This window comes from Enterobacter cloacae complex sp. SHL022 (assembly GCF_049237785.1).
Lineage (GTDB): Bacteria > Pseudomonadota > Gammaproteobacteria > Enterobacterales > Enterobacteriaceae > Enterobacter > Enterobacter hormaechei_C.
Genome location: NZ_JBMKJH010000005.1, coordinates 18,429 through 35,290 on the forward strand (window position 1 = coordinate 18,429; position 16,862 = coordinate 35,290).

The following is a 16,862-nucleotide window of genomic DNA, read 5'->3' on the forward strand; positions in this document are numbered from 1 at the left end:
TGAATGCATAACGACAAAGATCTCTCCACGTGGCAAACGTTCCGCCGGCTCTGGCCGATGATTGCTCCTTTCAAAGCAGGCTTGATCGTGGCGGGCGTAGCGTTAATCCTCAACGCAGCCAGCGATACGTTTATGTTATCGCTTCTCAAACCGTTACTGGATGACGGTTTCGGTAAAACGGATCGTTCAGTGCTGCTATGGATGCCGCTGGTGGTTATTGGGCTGATGATCTTACGCGGAATCTCCAGCTATGTATCCAGCTACTGCATCTCCTGGGTATCCGGTAAAGTGGTGATGACCATGCGCCGTCGGTTATTCAGCCATATGATGGGGATGCCGGTCTCATTCTTTGACAAGCAGTCAACCGGTACCCTGCTGTCGCGTATTACCTACGATTCAGAGCAGGTTGCGTCGTCCTCTTCCAGCGCACTGATTACCGTTGTGCGTGAAGGCGCATCCATCATCGGCCTGTTCGCGATGATGTTCTATTACAGCTGGCAACTGTCGCTGATCCTTATTGTGCTGGCGCCGATTGTCTCCATCGCGATCCGCGTGGTATCAAAGCGTTTTCGCAACATCAGTAAAAATATGCAGAATACGATGGGGCAGGTGACTACCAGCGCCGAGCAGATGCTGAAAGGCCATAAGGAAGTGTTGATCTTCGGCGGTCAGGAAGTCGAAACCAAACGCTTTGACAAGGTCAGCAACAGAATGCGTCTGCAAGGGATGAAAATGGTATCGGCCTCGTCGATTTCCGATCCGATCATTCAGCTGATTGCCTCTCTGGCCCTGGCCTTCGTCCTGTATGCCGCAAGCTTCCCGAGCGTAATGGAAACCCTGACTGCGGGTACCATTACCGTGGTGTTCTCATCCATGATTGCGCTGATGCGTCCGCTGAAATCGCTGACTAACGTCAACGCCCAGTTCCAGCGCGGGATGGCAGCCTGTCAGACGCTGTTCAGCATCCTCGATTCCGAACAGGAAAAAGATGAAGGTACACGCGTGATCGAGCGCGCTAAAGGCGACCTGGAATTCCGTAACGTGACCTTTACCTATCCAGGCCGTGAAGTGCCGGCGCTGCGTGATATCAGCCTGTCCATCCCGGCGGGTAAAACCGTCGCGCTGGTCGGTCGTTCCGGTTCGGGCAAGTCGACCATTGCCAGCCTGATTACCCGTTTCTACGATATCGACCAGGGCGAGATCCTGCTTGATGGTCACGACCTGCGGGAATATACCCTCCAGTCGCTGCGTAACCAGGTCGCGCTGGTCTCGCAGAACGTGCATCTGTTCAACGATACGGTGGCGAACAACATTGCGTATGCCCGTACCGAAGAGTACAGCCGTGAAGAGATCGAGAATGCGGCGCGTATGGCCTATGCGATGGACTTCATTAACAAAATGGATAACGGTCTGGATACGATCATTGGCGAAAACGGGGTGCTGCTCTCCGGTGGTCAGCGTCAGCGTATCGCGATTGCCCGTGCGCTGCTGCGCAACAGTCCGATTCTGATCCTCGATGAAGCAACGTCCGCACTGGATACGGAATCTGAACGCGCTATCCAGTCTGCTCTGGATGAATTACAGAAAAACCGTACCTCGCTGGTTATCGCGCACCGTCTGTCGACCATCGAACAGGCTGACGAAATCGTGGTGGTGGAAGATGGCGTGATCGTTGAACGCGGCAGCCATGCGGACCTGCTGGAACAGCGTGGTGTTTACGCGCAGCTTCATAAAATGCAGTTCGGTCAATGATTGCACGCATCTGGTCGGGTGAATCCCCTCTGTGGGTGCTGCTTCTCCCGCTCTCCTGGCTGTATGGCCTGGTGAGCGGTGCTATTCGTCTGCTTTACCGCCTTGGGATCAAGCGCGCCTGGCGCGCACCGGTACCGGTAGTGGTGGTCGGCAACCTGACGGCGGGTGGAAACGGCAAAACCCCGGTGGTGATCTGGCTGGTAGAGCAGCTCCAGAGGCGCGGTATCCGCCCGGGAGTTGTCTCACGCGGTTACGGTGGTAAAGCGGCGCAGTATCCACTGGTGCTGAGCCCAGCTACGACAACCGCTGAAGCCGGTGATGAGCCGGTACTGATTTACCAGCGTACAGGCGCGCCGGTTGCGGTATCGCCGGTGCGCAGTGATGCCGTGAAGGCACTGCTTGCGGAGCATGATGTACAAATCATCATTACCGATGATGGTTTGCAGCATTACGCGCTGGCGCGTGATAAAGAGATCGTGGTCATTGACGGCGTTCGGCGTTTTGGCAACGGCTGGTGGCTTCCAGCCGGTCCAATGCGCGAGCGTGCGTCGCGCCTGAAAACCGTCGATGCCGTGATTGTGAACGGTGGTGAAGCCAGAGCGGGCGAAATCCCGATGCTTCTTCGTCCCGGACAGGCCGTAAATATGCTGACCGGCGAGCGTAAAGATGTCGCGCAACTGGAACATCTGGTTGCGATGGCCGGTATAGGTCATCCGCCGCGTTTCTTCGCAACGCTGGAGCAGTGCGGCGCGCGGCTGGAAAAACGGGTGCCGCTGGCCGATCACCAGGCGTTAGTTGCCGAAGAGGTTGAAAGGCTGGCAGCGCCGGGCCAGACGCTGATCATGACGGAAAAAGACGCGGTAAAATGCCGGGCCTTTGCGAAAGAAAACTGGTGGTATCTGCCGGTTGACGCTGAACTCAGCGGCGAACAGCCGGAACATTTGCTCAAGGAACTGCTCGCGTTAGTGCAGTAACTTCTACGCGGTTCCGGTGGCGCTTTGACTGACAGGAAAACGCATGTCTCTACCGCAACTCTCACTTGCAGCCGCACGAAACCTGCATCTTGCCGCCCAGGGGCTTCTGAAAAAGCCCCGCCGCCGCGCGCAGCCAGCTGATATCCTCTCTACCGTGCAACGCATGTCGTTGCTGCAAATCGACACCATTAACATCGTGGCGCGTAGCCCGTATCTGGTCCTGTTTAGCCGCCTGGGAAACTATCCTCCGCAGTGGCTGGATAATGCGCTGAGTCAGGGCGAACTGATGGAATACTGGGCGCATGAAGCCTGTTTTCTCCCGCGCAGCGATTTTGCACTGGTGCGTCACCGCATGCTCGCCCCGGACAAAATGGGCTGGAAATACCGCCAGGAGTGGATGGTGGAACACGCGGATGAAATAGAACAACTGATTGCCCATATTCAGAAAAACGGTCCGGTACGCTCCGCGGATTTTGAACACCCGCGAAAAGGCGCCAGCGGATGGTGGGAGTGGAAACCGCACAAACGCCATCTTGAAGGGCTGTTTACGTCGGGCAAAGTGATGGTGGTCGAGCGCCGCAACTTTCAGCGCGTCTATGACCTCACGCACCGCGTTATGCCTCACTGGGACGATACGCGTGACCTGCTGTCTCAGGAGGTAGCCGAAGCCATCATGCTCGGGAACAGCGCCCGCAGCCTTGGCATCTTCCGCCCGCAGTGGCTGGCGGATTATTATCGTCTGCGTCAGCCGCGGCTAAAACCACTGCTCGAAACGTGGCAGCGCGAACAGCGCGTCATGCCGGTCTCGGTAGAGTCGTTAGGTGAAATGTGGCTGCATGCGGATTTGTTCCCTCTGCTGGCGCAGGCGCAGGAGGGCAAACTCCAGGCGACCCACAGTGCCGTGCTGTCGCCGTTCGACCCCGTTGTCTGGGACAGAAAGCGGGCCGAACAGCTGTTTGATTTCAGCTACCGTCTGGAATGCTACACCCCGGCGCCCAGGCGTCAGTATGGTTATTTTGTTTTGCCGCTGCTGCACAAAGGACAGCTTGTCGGGCGCATGGACGCTAAAATGCACCGTAAAACCGGCATGCTTGAAATTATCGCGCTCTGGCTGGAAGAGGGCATAAAGGTGACGGCTGGCCTGGAAAAAGGGTTAACGACTGCGCTCAGTGAATTTGCGCGCTGGCAGGGGGCGCATGAAATTGTACTCGGTCGCGTGCCTGTGGAGCTGTTTGCGACCTGTCGAGATGGCTGGGAAACAGACACTCCCTGAAAAGGGAATGTGATAAGCTTTAGCGATTACCCATACGGAGGAACTATGGATCACCGTTTACTAGAAATTATTGCCTGCCCGGTGTGCAACGGCAAACTGTATTACAGCCAGGATAAACAAGAGCTGATTTGCAAACTGGACAGCCTGGCGTTCCCGCTGCGTGACGGTATTCCGGTCCTGCTGGAAAATGAAGCCCGTTCACTGGTGGCAGAAGAGATCAAACCATGAGTTTTGTTGTCATTATCCCTGCGCGTTATGCTTCAACGCGCCTGCCAGGTAAACCGCTGGTGGATATCAATGGCAAACCGATGATTGTGCATGTCCTTGAACGGGCACGCGAATCGGGCGCCGGACGTGTCATCGTCGCCACCGATCACCCGGATGTCGCGCGAGCGGTTGAGGCCGCGGGTGGGGAAGTGTGCATGACCCGTGCCGATCATCAGTCAGGCACCGAGCGCCTGGCGGAAGTCGTCGAAAAATGCGGTTTCAGCGACGAGACGGTGATTGTGAACGTGCAGGGCGATGAGCCGATGATCCCGGCGGCGATTATCCGTCAGGTGGCCGACAACCTGGCTCGGCGTCAGGTCGGGATGGCAACCCTCGCGGTGCCGATTCACCACGCTGAAGAGGCGTTCAATCCGAATGCGGTGAAAGTGGTCATGGACGCAGAGGGCTACGCGCTCTATTTCTCCCGCGCCACCATTCCGTGGGATCGCGATCGTTTCGCGCAATCGAAAGAGACAATCGGCGAAACCTTCCTGCGCCACATCGGTATTTACGGCTACCGCGCCGGCTTTATTCGTCGCTACGTCGCCTGGGCTCCAAGCCCGCTGGAGCATATTGAAATGCTCGAACAGCTTCGCGTGCTGTGGTACGGCGAGAAAATTCACGTTGCGGTTGCCCAGGAAATCCCCGGCACCGGCGTGGATACCCCTGAAGATCTCGAGCGCGTACGCGTCGAAATGCGTTAATTCGCTGGCATCCCCTCGTCTGGGGGGATGCTCTCCCGCCAGGCGATTTTCCTTTTCTTTTTCATTATTGATCTCTACCGGGTGACATCCGGGTTTCGCGCGCTCATTATAAAAGCAGTAGTCTTAATGGGGGTAATCTCATATGGAACAGCTGCGTGCTGAACTCAGCCATCTCCTTGGCGAAAAGCTAAGCCGGGTGGAATGCGTGAATGAAAAGGCCGATACCGCACTCTGGTCGTTGTATGACAGTCAGGGAAACCCCATGCCGCTGATGGCCAGAAGTTTTACCTCGCCGGGCGTCGCCAGACAGCTGGCCTGGAAAATGTCGATGCTGGCGCGGGAAGGGACTGTCCGTATGCCGACGGTCTATGGCGTGATGACCCATGAGGAGCATCCCGGCCCGGATGTTCTGCTTATCGAGCGTTTACGCGGGGTTTCTGTTGAAGCCCCGACGCGTACACCGGAGCGCTGGGAACAGCTGAAAGATCAGATTGTCGAGGCTCTGCTTGCCTGGCATCGGCAGGACAGCCGGGGTCTTGTTGGCGCGGTAGACAGCACCCAGGAAAACCTGTGGCCGCTGTGGTATCGCCAGCGTGTCGAAGTGCTGTGGGGCACGCTGAACCAGTTCAACAACACCGGCTTAACGATGCAGGACAAACGTATTCTGTTCCGCACCCGGGAATGTCTGCCGACGCTGTTTGAGGGTTTTAACGACAACTGCGTGCTGGTTCACGGCAACTTCACGCTACGCAGTATGCTTAAAGACTCGCGCAGCGACCAACTGCTGGCGATGGTCGGGCCGGGGATCATGCTCTGGGCGCCGCGCGAGTACGAACTGTTCAGGCTGAGCGAGGGCGGGGCGGCGGAAGATTTGCTCTGGCACTATCTTCAGCGCGCCCCCGTTGCGGAGGCCTTTCTCTGGCGACGCTGGCTCTATCTTCTCTGGGATGAGGTGGCGCAACTGGTCAACACCGGGCGCTTTAATCGCGCCAGTTTCGATCTGGCCGCAAAATCACTCCTGCCCTGGCTTGCCTGACGAACCTTTAAGCCACTGCCACAAGCGGCCAAGCGTCTCGTAGCCGACGCGGTCGCTGTGCATCAGCCATACCGGGGACGGGATTATCCGTTCCCACGGATTGAGCGGGGCGTCAATGGCCAGCTGGTTTGCCGGAGCAGGAAGCGGATGCAGGCCCTCCTTCTCAAAGAAAATCATTGCGCGCGGCAGGTGTGAAGCAGAAGTCACCAGCAGGAACGGTACATCACCGATGGCCTGTTTCACCGCCGCCGCCTCTTCTTCGGTATCTTTTGGGCTATCCAGCGTGATGATGGCGGAACGCGGTACGCCAAGCGATTCAGCCACTCTTGCTCCTGCTTCAGCGGTACTGACCGGGTTGGTTTTTGCCGCTGCGCCCGTGAAGATCATCTTCGATCCAGGATTGGCCAGCCACAGGCGGATCCCCTCGTTCAGGCGCGGCAGGCTGTTGTTGATCAGGTTCGAGCTGGGCGCCCAGTTCGGATCCCAGGTATACCCGCCGCCCAGCACCACGATATAGCCCACCTTCTGATTTCCCTGCCACGTCGGGTAGGTGTTTTCAATCGGACGTAATAAACCGTCAGCGACCGGTTGCAGGCTGAGTAACAGCAGCGCCAGCCAGCCCACGGTAACAAGGGATTTACCGCTTTTCTGAAAGCGGCTAAACCATATCATTGCCAGCCCCAGCGCGATGAGAAGCAACAGCAGGGGAAGGGGAAGCATCATGCCTCCGATATATTTTTTTAGGGTAAAAAGCATCCTTTTTGGTTCCTTTTTTAACCATACAGCAGGCGATTGTCGGTGATATTACACCAGAGTGGTTCATTCTCCGCGCGGGTGTGACAAAATAGCGGTTTTGCAGTGAGTGGAACCCTCCCAATGCGGGATCGCAATTTTGATGACATCGCGGAAAAGTTTTCGCGCAACATTTATGGCACCACCAAAGGTCAGCTTCGTCAGACGATCCTCTGGCAGGATCTGGACAAGCTGCTGGCTGAATTCGGTGACCGACCGTTGCGCGTGCTGGATGCCGGCGGTGGGGAAGGTCAGACTGCAATTCTGATGGCGCAGCGGGGACATCACGTCACGCTTTGCGATCTTTCTGCCGAGATGGTTGCGCGCGCCGGGCGAGCGGCAGAAGAGAAAGGTGTGAGCGACAACATGCATTTTATACATTGCGCCGCTCAGGACATTCCGCAGCATTTGGAAACGCAGGTTGATCTGATATTGTTTCATGCTGTGCTCGAATGGATCGCCGAACCCCAGGCGATGTTAAAAACGCTGTGGTCGATGTTGCGCCCGGGCGGTGCGTTATCGCTGATGTTTTACAATGCCAACGGCCTGCTAATGCGAAACGTGCTGGTCGGCAATTTTGGCTACGTACAGCAGGGCATGTATAAAAAGAAACGACGCACGCTTTCACCGGATTTCCCCCGTGAACCGCAGCAGGTCTATGGCTGGCTGGAGGAGATCGGTTGGGAAATTACCGGCAAAACCGGCGTGAGGGTGTTTCATGATTATCTGCGTGATAAACAAAAACAGGATGACTGTTTAGACGCCTTAACAGAAATAGAGACGCGGTACTGCCGCCAGGAGCCTTATCTGAGCCTTGGCCGCTATATACACGTCACCGCGCGCAAGCCGCAGATGCAAGGATAATCTATGAGTGAATTTTCCCAGACAGTCCCCGAACTGGTTGCCTGGGCCAGGAAAAACGATTTCTCCATCTCGCTGCCGGTAGACAGACTCTCATTCCTGCTGGCGGTTGCGACGCTAAACGGCGAACGCCTGGATGGCGAAATGAGTGAAGGCGAACTGGTGGATGCGTTCCGCCACGTCAGTGATGCGTTTGAGCAAACCAGCGAAACCATTAGCGTGCGTGCCAACAACGCAATCAATGATATGGTGCGTCAACGTCTGCTGAACCGCTTTACCAGCGAGCAGGCGGAAGGAAACGCCATCTATCGTCTTACGCCACTGGGCATTGGCATTACCGACTATTACATCCGCCAGCGCGAATTTTCCACGCTGCGTCTCTCCATGCAGCTCTCTATTGTTGCAGGTGAGCTGAAGCGTGCCGCCGACGCGGCTGATGAAAACGGTGACGAATTCCACTGGCATCGCAACGTTTACGCGCCGCTGAAATACTCGGTCGCCGAGATTTTCGACAGTATCGATCTGACTCAACGTCTGATGGACGAACAGCAGCAGCAGGTGAAAGACGATATCGCTCAACTGCTTAATAAAGACTGGCGTGCGGCTATCTCCAGCTGTGAACTCTTGCTGTCAGAAACGTCCGGTACGCTGCGTGAGTTGCAGGATACGCTGGAGGCGGCGGGGGATAAGCTACAGGCCAATCTGCTGCGCATCCAGGACGCGACAATGGCGCACGACGATCTGCATTTTATCGACCGTCTGGTGTTTGATTTGCAGAGCAAGCTTGACCGCATTATCAGCTGGGGCCAGCAGTCAATCGACCTGTGGATCGGTTACGACCGCCACGTGCATAAATTTATCCGTACCGCCATCGATATGGATAAGAATCGCGTCTTTGCTCAACGTCTGCGCCAGTCGGTACAGACCTATTTCGATGCGCCGTGGGCGCTGACCCACGCCAACGCCGATCGTCTGCTGGATATGCGCGACGAAGAGATGGCGCTGCGCGATGAAGAGGTCACCGGTGAACTGCCGCCGGATCTGGAATACGAAGAATTTAACGAAATTCGCGAGCAGCTTGCGGCGATGATCGAAGAACAGCTCGCTGTCTACAAAACCAGACAAGCACCGCTGGATCTTGGCCTCGTGGTACGCGACTATCTGGCGCAGTATCCGCGCGCGCGCCACTTCGATGTTGCCCGCATTGTTGTAGACCAGGCGGTGCGCCTGGGCATCGCACAAGCCGATTTCACCGGACTGCCGCCGAAGTGGCAGCCGATTAACGATTACGGAGCCAAGGTACAGGCGCATGTCATTGACAAATATTGAACAAGTGATGCCAGTTAAGCTGGCACAGGCGCTGGCGAATCCGTTGTTTCCGGCGCTGGACAGCCAGCTGCGTGCCGGTCGTCACATTGGCCTTGACGAGCTGGATAATCACGCCTTTTTGATGGACTTTCAGGAGTACCTGGAAGAGTTTTACGCTCGCTATAACGTTGAGCTGATCCGCGCGCCGGAAGGGTTTTTCTACCTGCGTCCGCGCTCTACCACGCTTATTCCGCGCTCGGTGCTTTCCGAACTGGATATGATGGTCGGCAAAATTCTCTGCTACCTCTATCTCAGCCCGGAACGTCTGGCGAATGAAGGGATCTTCACCCAACAGGAGCTTTACGATGAGCTGCTGTCGCTGGCGGATGAAAGCAAGCTGCTCAAGCTGGTGAATAACCGCTCAACGGGGTCCGATCTGGACCGTCAGAAATTACAGGAAAAAGTTCGCTCATCCCTTAACCGTCTACGCCGTCTGGGAATGGTCTGGTTCATGGGTCACGACAGCAGCAAGTTCCGCATCACCGAATCGGTCTTCCGTTTTGGCGCCGACGTGCGTGCGGGTGATGATGCGCGTGAAGCGCAGCTGCGCATGATACGTGACGGTGAAGCGATGCCGGTGGAAAACCATTTGCAGCTCAATGACGAGCACGAAGAGAATCAGCCGGATAGCGGGGAGGAAGAGTAATGATTGAACGCGGTAAATTTCGCTCACTGACGCTGATTAACTGGAACGGCTTCTTTGCCCGAACCTTCGATCTGGATGAGCTGGTGACAACGCTCTCCGGCGGTAACGGGGCGGGTAAATCCACCACCATGGCGGCCTTCGTGACGGCGCTGATACCTGACCTGACCCTGCTGCACTTCCGTAACACCACTGAAGCGGGCGCCACGAGCGGCTCTCGTGATAAAGGTCTGCACGGTAAGCTGAAAGCGGGCGTTTGTTATTCAGTGCTGGACGTGATCAACTCCCGCCATCAGCGCGTGGTTGTAGGCGTGCGTCTGCAACAGGTTGCCGGCCGCGATCGTAAAGTAGATATCAAACCGTTTGCGATCCAGGGGCTGCCTACCTCCGTACAGCCAACCGCGCTGCTGACGGAAACCCTGAATGAACGTCAGGCACGCGTCCTGACGCTCCAGGAGCTGAAAGACAAGCTGGAAGCCATCGAAGGCGTACAGTTTAAGCAGTTTAATTCCATTACCGACTACCACTCTCTGATGTTCGATCTCGGCGTGGTAGCCCGTCGTCTGCGCAGCGCGTCAGATCGTAGTAAATACTACCGTCTGATTGAAGCCTCCCTGTACGGCGGTATCTCCAGCGCCATTACCCGCTCCCTGCGCGACTACCTTTTGCCGGAAAACAGCGGCGTGCGTAAGGCCTTCCAGGATATGGAAGCCGCGCTGCGTGAAAACCGCATGACGCTGGAAGCGATTCGCGTTACGCAGTCTGACCGGGACCTGTTTAAGCACCTGATCAGCGAAGCCACCAACTACGTGGCGGCGGACTATATGCGCCACGCCAACGAGCGCCGTATTCATCTCGATCAGGCGCTGGAGTATCGCCGCGAGCTGTTTACCTCCCGCAAACAGCTGGTGGCCGAGCAGTATAAGCATGTCGAAATGGCGCGCGAACTGGGCGAGCACAATGGTGCGGAAGGGGATCTGGAAGCCGATTACCAGGCGGCCAGCGATCATCTGAATCTGGTGCAGACCGCGCTGCGTCAGCAGGAAAAAATCGAGCGCTACGAAGCCGATCTTGATGAGCTGCAAATTCGTCTTGAAGAGCAAAATGAAGTGGTGGCCGAAGCTGCCGAATTGCAGGAAGAGAACGAAGCCCGCGCGGAAGCCGCCGAGCTGGAAGTGGATGAGCTGAAAAGCCAGCTCGCTGACTACCAACAGGCGCTGGACGTGCAGCAGACGCGTGCGATTCAGTACAACCAGGCGTTGCAGGCGTTGCAGCGTGCCAAAGAGCTGTGCCATCTGCCGGACCTGACCCCGGAAAGCGCTGACGAATGGCTGGATACCTTCCAGGCCAAAGAGCAGGAAGCTACTGAGAAACTGCTTTCTCTCGATCAGAAAATGAGCGTGGCGCAAACGGCGCATAGCCAGTTTGAGCAGGCGTACCAGCTGGTGGTGGCGATTAACGGTCCGCTGGCGCGTAACGAAGCGTGGGACGTTGCCCGTGAGCTGCTGCGCGACGGCGTCAATCAACGCCATCTGGCCGAACAGGTGCAGCCGCTGCGCATGCGCCTGAACGAGCTGGAACAGCGTCTGCGTGAACAGCAGGAAGCCGAGCGTCTGCTGGCGGAATTCTGCAAGCGTCAGGGTAAAAATTACGATTTCGACGAGCTTGAGGCCCTGCATCAGGAACTGGAAGCGCGTATTGCGGCCCTGTCCGATACCGTATCGAATGCCAGCGAACAGCGCATGACGCTGCGCCAGGAGCTGGAACAGCTTCAGTCCCGTTCGAAGACGCTCTTGCAGCGTGCGCCGATCTGGCTGGCCGCACAAAGCAGCCTGAACCAACTCAGCGAGCAGTGTGGCCAGGAGTTTGCGTCCAGCCAGGACGTCACCGAATACATGCAACAGCTGCTGGAGCGCGAGCGCGAAGCGATTGTTGAGCGTGACGAAGTGGGCGCGCGCAAGCGTGACGTCGATGAGGAGATCGAGCGTTTAAGCCAGCCAGGCGGCTCAGAAGATCCGCGTCTGAATGCCTTAGCCGAGCGTTTCGGCGGCGTGCTGTTGTCTGAAATTTACGACGATGTTGGTCTGGACGATGCGCCGTACTTCTCCGCGCTGTACGGTCCATCCCGTAACGCGATTGTGGTGCCGGATCTGTCGCTGATTTCTGACCAGCTTGCAGGGCTGGAAGACTGCCCGGAAGATCTCTACCTCATCGAAGGAGATCCGCAGTCGTTTGATGACAGCGTATTCAGCGTTGACGAGCTGGAAAAAGCGGTGGTGGTGAAAATCGCCGATCGCCAGTGGCGCTATTCGCGCTTCCCGGAACTGCCGCTGTTTGGCCGCGCCGCGCGTGAAAGCCGCATTGAAAGCCTGCATGCCGAGCGCGAAACGCTTTCTGAACGTTTTGCGACCCTGTCGTTTGATGTACAAAAAACGCAGCGTCTGCATCAGGCGTTCAGCCGCTTTATCGGCAGCCATCTGGGCGTGGCCTTTGAGCCCGATCCGGAAGCCGAAATTCGCAAGCTCAACACCCGCCGCGGTGAGCTGGAGCGTGCGCTGGCTAGCCATGAAAATGACAACCAGCAGAGCCGCGTCCAGTTCGAGCAGGCGAAAGAGGGCGTTGCGGCGCTTAACCGCATTCTGCCGCGTCTGAACCTGCTGGCGGACGATACGCTCGCCGACCGCGTGGATGAAATTCAGGAACGACTGGACGAGGCGCAGGAAGCCGCGCGCTTTGTGCAGCAGCACGGCAATCAGCTGGCGAAGCTGGAGCCGATGGTTTCCGTTCTCCAGAGCGACCCGGAACAGTTTGAACAGTTAAAAGAGGATTACGCCTGGTCACAGCAGGTGCAGCGCGAAGCGCGTCAGCAGGCGTTTGCCCTGACGGAAGTGGTGCAACGTCGCGCGCACTTCGGCTACTCCGATTCAGCAGAAATGCTGAGCGGGAACAGCGATCTTAATGAAAAGCTGCGCCAGCGCCTTGAGCAGGCGGAAGCGGAACGTACGCGCGCGCGCGAAGCGATGCGTACTCACGCCGCACAGCTGAGCCAGTACAGTCAGGTGATGGCGTCGTTGAAAAGCTCCTTCGACACCAAGAAAGAGCTGTTAAACGACCTGCATAAAGAGTTGCAGGACATTGGCGTGCGCGCCGACAGCGGTGCAGAAGAGCGGGCACGTATTCGCCGCGATGAGCTGCATGCTCAGCTCAGCAACAACCGTGCGCGTCGTAATCAGCTGGAAAAAGCGCTGACCTTCTGTGAAGCGGAGATGGACAACCTGACGCGTCGCCTGCGCAAGCTGGAACGTGACTATCACGAGATGCGCGAGCAGGTTGTGACCGCGAAGGCGGGCTGGTGCGCGGTGATGCGCATGGTGAAAGACAACAACGTGGAGCGTCGTCTGCACCGCCGCGAGCTGGCGTATCTGTCGGCCGATGAACTGCGTTCTATGTCGGATAAGGCGCTGGGCGCGCTGCGTCTGGCGGTGGCGGATAACGAACACCTGCGCGACGTGCTGCGCATGTCCGAAGATCCGAAGCGTCCTGAGCGCAAAATCCAGTTCTTCGTGGCGGTGTATCAGCACTTGCGCGAGCGTATCCGTCAGGACATCATCCGTACCGACGATCCGGTTGAAGCGATCGAACAGATGGAGATCGAGCTGGGCCGTCTGACGGAAGAGCTGACCTCCCGCGAGCAAAAGCTGGCAATCAGCTCCCGCAGCGTGGCGAATATTATTCGTAAAACCATTCAGCGCGAGCAGAACCGTATCCGTCAGCTGAACCAGGGCCTGCAAAGCGTGTCGTTTGGCCAGGTCAACAGCGTGAGGCTGAACGTGAACGTGCGTGAGGCGCACTCCACGCTGCTGGACGTGTTGTCTGAACAGCATGAGCAGCACCAGGATCTGTTCAACAGTAACCGCCTGACCTTCTCCGAAGCGCTGGCGAAGCTGTATCAGCGTCTGAATCCGCAGATTGACATGGGCCAGCGTACGCCGCAAACCATCGGCGAGGAGCTGCTGGACTACCGCAACTATCTGGAAATGGAAGTTGAGGTTAACCGTGGCTCAGACGGCTGGCTGCGCGCGGAATCCGGTGCGCTCTCTACCGGTGAAGCCATCGGTACCGGTATGTCGATTCTGGTGATGGTGGTGCAGAGCTGGGAAGATGAAGCGCGTCGTCTGCGCGGCAAAGACATCTCTCCATGTCGTCTGCTGTTCCTCGATGAAGCCGCGCGTCTCGACGCCCGCTCCATCGCCACGCTGTTTGAGCTTTGCGAGCGACTCGATATGCAGCTCATCATCGCGGCGCCGGAAAACATCAGTCCGGAAAAAGGGACAACCTATAAGCTGGTGCGTAAGGTGTTCCAGAACAGTGAACACGTGCACGTCGTGGGCCTGCGTGGTTTCGCCCCGCAGCCACCGGAGTCATTACCGGGCACGGCTGACGCCTCTTAACCTGGGGTGCGACAAATAGCGGCGCTCATGCGCCGCTTTTTTTATTCACTTAACTTGTGTTCAGGGCTGCGTTATCTTTAAACTTCTTTACATAAGGCAAGGCAGCAGCGTGTATGCCTTTCTATACTGAAGGAAAGCTCCAGAATACTGGGCATGTCGTGAAAAACAGGGGGCAAGGGATGTTGCTTAAGAAGAATCGTGGTCGTCAGCTGTCTGCGCTGAGTTTGTGCCTGACAGTGATGTTTGCTCCACTGTTTACCGCTCAGGCCGATGAGCCTGAAATTGTACCGACTGACAGCTCCGCGACGATGGGCGCGCAGCCGACGTCGCTGTCACAACCGCTGGATCAGTCTCCGGCGACGGCCATCATGGCCGGCATTAAACCACTGCCGGAAGGCATCGATACTGGATCATTACGTCAGCAGCTTATGACCGGGCTGCCCTCGGGCTATACTCCCGCTTATATTAACCAGCTCACGCTGCTTTACGCTGCGCGCGATATGAAACCGATGTGGGAAAATCGCGAGGCGGTACGTGCCTTCCAGCAGCAGCTGGCTGAAGTGGCGATTGCAGGTTTTCAGCCGCAGTTCACGACCTGGGTTGAACTCCTGACCGATCTTGCCGTGACCGGACAAGCGCGTGACGTGGTGCTGTCTGATGCCATGATGGGCTACTTACAATTTGTTGCGGGGATTTCGGTGAACGGCAACCGCTGGTTATACAGCAGTAAGCCGTACAAGCTGGCGACGCCTGCGCTGTCCGTCATTAACCAGTGGCAGCTGTCGCTGGATAACGGCGAACTGCCGCGCTTTATCGCAAGCCTTGCGCCTGCCCATCCGCAGTATGCCACGATGCATCAGTCGCTTCTTGAGCTGGTTGCGGATTCCCGCCCGTGGCCTCAGCTGCGCGGCACCACAACGCTGCGTCCGGGGCAGTGGAGTAGCGATGTGCCTGCGATCCGCGAAATTATGAAACGCTCCGGCATTCTCGACAGCGGCCCTAAAATTGCGCTGCCCGGTGACGAGACGCAAAATGCGGTCGTCAGCCCGTCGGCGCCGGTAAAAGAGAAAACCGCCGTTGCGTTGAGCAATAAGCCCGCCGCTTACGATCGCGAGCTGGTCGCCGCAGTGAAGCAGTTCCAGGCCGCGCAGGGGCTGGGCGCTGACGGCGTGATTGGTCCATCTACTCGCGACTGGCTGAACGTCTCTCCGGCCCAGCGGGCTGGAGTGCTGGCGTTGAATATCCAGCGCTTGCGCTTGCTGCCGGGCACGTTATCCACCGGCATTATGGTCAACATTCCGGCGTACTCCCTGGTCTACTATCAGGACGGTAGTGAAGTGCTGGCGTCCCGCGTGATTGTCGGCCGACCTGACCGTAAAACGCCAATGATGAGCAGCGCGCTGAATAACGTGGTGGTTAACCCGCCGTGGAACGTGCCGCCGACGCTGGCGCGCAAAGATATTCTGCCTAAGGTCTGGAATGACCCGGGTTATCTGGAGCGACATAACTATACGGTGATGCGTGGCTGGAACAGCAAAGAAGCGATTGACCCCTGGATGGTGGACTGGTCAACGATTACGCCTTCGAACCTGCCGTTCCGTTTCCAGCAGGCACCGGGCGCACATAACTCGCTGGGACGTTACAAATTCAATATGCCAAGTTCGGACGCAATCTATCTGCATGATACCCCGAACCATAATTTGTTCCAGAAAGACGTACGCGCGCTCAGCTCGGGCTGTGTCCGCGTGAACAAGGCCTCTGAGCTGGCAAATATGCTGTTGCAGGATGCAGGCTGGAACGATACGCGGATATCAGATGCGCTGAAGCAGGGAGATACGCGTTACGTCAATATCCGCCACAATATTCCGGTCAATCTTTACTATCTGACGGCGTTTGTAGGGGCAGACGGACGTACCCAGTATCGTACAGATATTTACAATTATGATCTGACAGCGCGATCCGGCGCACAAATTTTGCCAAAAGCGGAACAATTAATCAGGTAAATGAAGTAGTTCGGTAAAAATGATTGTCGTAAGTTATGGTGAATATGAGGCGATCTGGCTGCAAGCCGCGTATTTACTGGGGTTGGGCGCCTTGACGTAACAGGTTTTGCCAGTTATGGTGCCCTTCGTGCGCTAAGCATATTGACAATTTCTTTTACCTGTAGACCTGATTATCATGGACAAATTTGACGCTAATCGCCGCAAATTGCTGGCGTTAGGTGGCGTTGCGCTGGGCGCAGCAGCCATCCTTCCGACGCCAGCATTTGCCACCCTCTCGACACCTCGTCCGCGTATTTTAACGCTCAACAATCTGCATACTGGTGAGACGCTTAAAGCGGAATTTTTCGATGGCAGAGGCTATATTCAGGATGAATTAGCAAGACTCAACCATTTTTTCCGTGATTTCCGCGCGAATAAAATCAAAGCCATCGACCCTGGATTATTCGATCAGCTTTACCGCTTGCAGGGACTGCTGGGGACCAAAAGGCCGGTGCAGCTCATCTCTGGCTATCGCTCTCTGGATACCAACAATGAACTGCGTGCTCACAGCCGTGGGGTAGCGAAAAAAAGCTATCACACCAAAGGGCAGGCGATGGATTTCCATATTGAGGGCGTTTCGTTAGCCAATATTCGCAAAGCGGCGTTATCTATGCGCGCAGGTGGTGTAGGATACTACCCACGTAGCAACTTTGTGCATATTGATACCGGGCCGGTTCGGCACTGGTAATAACGAAACAC

13 protein-coding genes are annotated in these 16,862 nt (G+C 56.7%); 12 read left to right on the top strand and 1 reads right to left on the bottom strand.

Annotated elements, in window-relative coordinates; genetic code table 11:
- Positions 1 to 3: 3 nt before the first annotated feature.
- The 6 genes from msbA to ACOTZD_RS11375 all read left to right on the top strand — a co-directional run bounded on the left by msbA (position 4) and on the right by ACOTZD_RS11375 (position 6,006).
- Positions 4 to 1,752, top strand: coding sequence for a lipid A ABC transporter ATP-binding protein/permease MsbA (gene msbA / locus ACOTZD_RS11350; protein ID WP_003858227.1), 1,749 nt, complete (start codon positions 4 to 6; stop codon positions 1,750 to 1,752).
- Complete coding sequence (gene lpxK / locus ACOTZD_RS11355; RefSeq protein ID WP_060580024.1) at positions 1,749 to 2,726, top strand: tetraacyldisaccharide 4'-kinase; 978 nt, start codon at positions 1,749 to 1,751, stop codon at positions 2,724 to 2,726. Before msbA ends, lpxK begins: the two co-directional genes overlap by 4 nt.
- Before the next feature lie 43 nt (positions 2,727 to 2,769).
- Positions 2,770 to 3,999 (top strand): winged helix-turn-helix domain-containing protein, encoded by a 1,230-nt coding sequence (locus tag ACOTZD_RS11360; RefSeq protein ID WP_174402234.1) that lies wholly within the window; start codon positions 2,770 to 2,772, stop codon positions 3,997 to 3,999.
- Positions 4,000 to 4,044: 45 nt separating this feature from the next.
- Positions 4,045 to 4,227 carry a protein YcaR gene (gene ycaR / locus ACOTZD_RS11365; protein ID WP_003858220.1) on the top strand — a complete coding sequence of 61 codons (183 nt, stop codon included), beginning with the start codon at positions 4,045 to 4,047 and terminating at the stop codon, positions 4,225 to 4,227.
- Positions 4,224 to 4,970, top strand: coding sequence for a 3-deoxy-manno-octulosonate cytidylyltransferase (gene kdsB / locus ACOTZD_RS11370; protein WP_003858218.1), 747 nt, complete (start codon positions 4,224 to 4,226; stop codon positions 4,968 to 4,970). The genes ycaR and kdsB overlap by 4 nt, the downstream gene beginning before the upstream one ends.
- 142 nt (positions 4,971 to 5,112) lie before the next feature.
- Positions 5,113 to 6,006: a YcbJ family phosphotransferase gene (locus ACOTZD_RS11375; RefSeq protein WP_003858216.1), complete on the top strand. Its 894-nt coding sequence runs from the start codon at positions 5,113 to 5,115 to the stop codon at positions 6,004 to 6,006.
- Here ACOTZD_RS11375 and elyC read toward each other — a convergent pair.
- Positions 5,983 to 6,762 (bottom strand): envelope biogenesis factor ElyC, encoded by a 780-nt coding sequence (gene elyC, locus ACOTZD_RS11380; RefSeq protein WP_058658891.1) that lies wholly within the window; start codon positions 6,760 to 6,762, stop codon positions 5,983 to 5,985. The genes ACOTZD_RS11375 and elyC overlap by 24 nt on opposite strands.
- A gap of 120 nt (positions 6,763 to 6,882) precedes the next feature.
- Here elyC and cmoM point away from each other — a divergent pair, with 120 nt between their 5' ends.
- The 6 genes from cmoM (at position 6,883) to ACOTZD_RS11410 (ending at position 16,851) form a co-directional block, all read left to right on the top strand.
- Positions 6,883 to 7,662, top strand: a complete 780-nt coding sequence (gene cmoM, locus ACOTZD_RS11385) for a tRNA uridine 5-oxyacetic acid(34) methyltransferase CmoM (protein WP_003858212.1) — start codon at positions 6,883 to 6,885, stop codon at positions 7,660 to 7,662.
- Between the two features lie 3 nt (positions 7,663 to 7,665).
- Positions 7,666 to 8,988, top strand: coding sequence for a chromosome partition protein MukF (gene mukF / locus ACOTZD_RS11390; RefSeq protein WP_003858210.1), 1,323 nt, complete (start codon positions 7,666 to 7,668; stop codon positions 8,986 to 8,988).
- Complete coding sequence (gene mukE, locus ACOTZD_RS11395) at positions 8,969 to 9,673, top strand: chromosome partition protein MukE (RefSeq protein WP_003858208.1); 705 nt, start codon at positions 8,969 to 8,971, stop codon at positions 9,671 to 9,673. The genes mukF and mukE overlap by 20 nt, the downstream gene beginning before the upstream one ends.
- Positions 9,673 to 14,121: a chromosome partition protein MukB gene (gene mukB, locus ACOTZD_RS11400; RefSeq protein ID WP_003858206.1), complete on the top strand. Its 4,449-nt coding sequence runs from the start codon at positions 9,673 to 9,675 to the stop codon at positions 14,119 to 14,121. The genes mukE and mukB overlap by 1 nt, the downstream gene beginning before the upstream one ends.
- A gap of 179 nt (positions 14,122 to 14,300) precedes the next feature.
- Positions 14,301 to 16,124, top strand: a complete 1,824-nt coding sequence (gene ldtD, locus ACOTZD_RS11405; protein WP_174402235.1) for a L,D-transpeptidase — start codon at positions 14,301 to 14,303, stop codon at positions 16,122 to 16,124.
- A 175-nt stretch (positions 16,125 to 16,299) separates the two neighbouring features.
- On the top strand, positions 16,300 to 16,851 hold the full coding sequence (locus ACOTZD_RS11410; protein WP_003858202.1) for a YcbK family protein: 552 nt from the start codon (positions 16,300 to 16,302) through the stop codon (positions 16,849 to 16,851).
- The last annotated feature ends 11 nt before the right edge of the window (positions 16,852 to 16,862 follow it).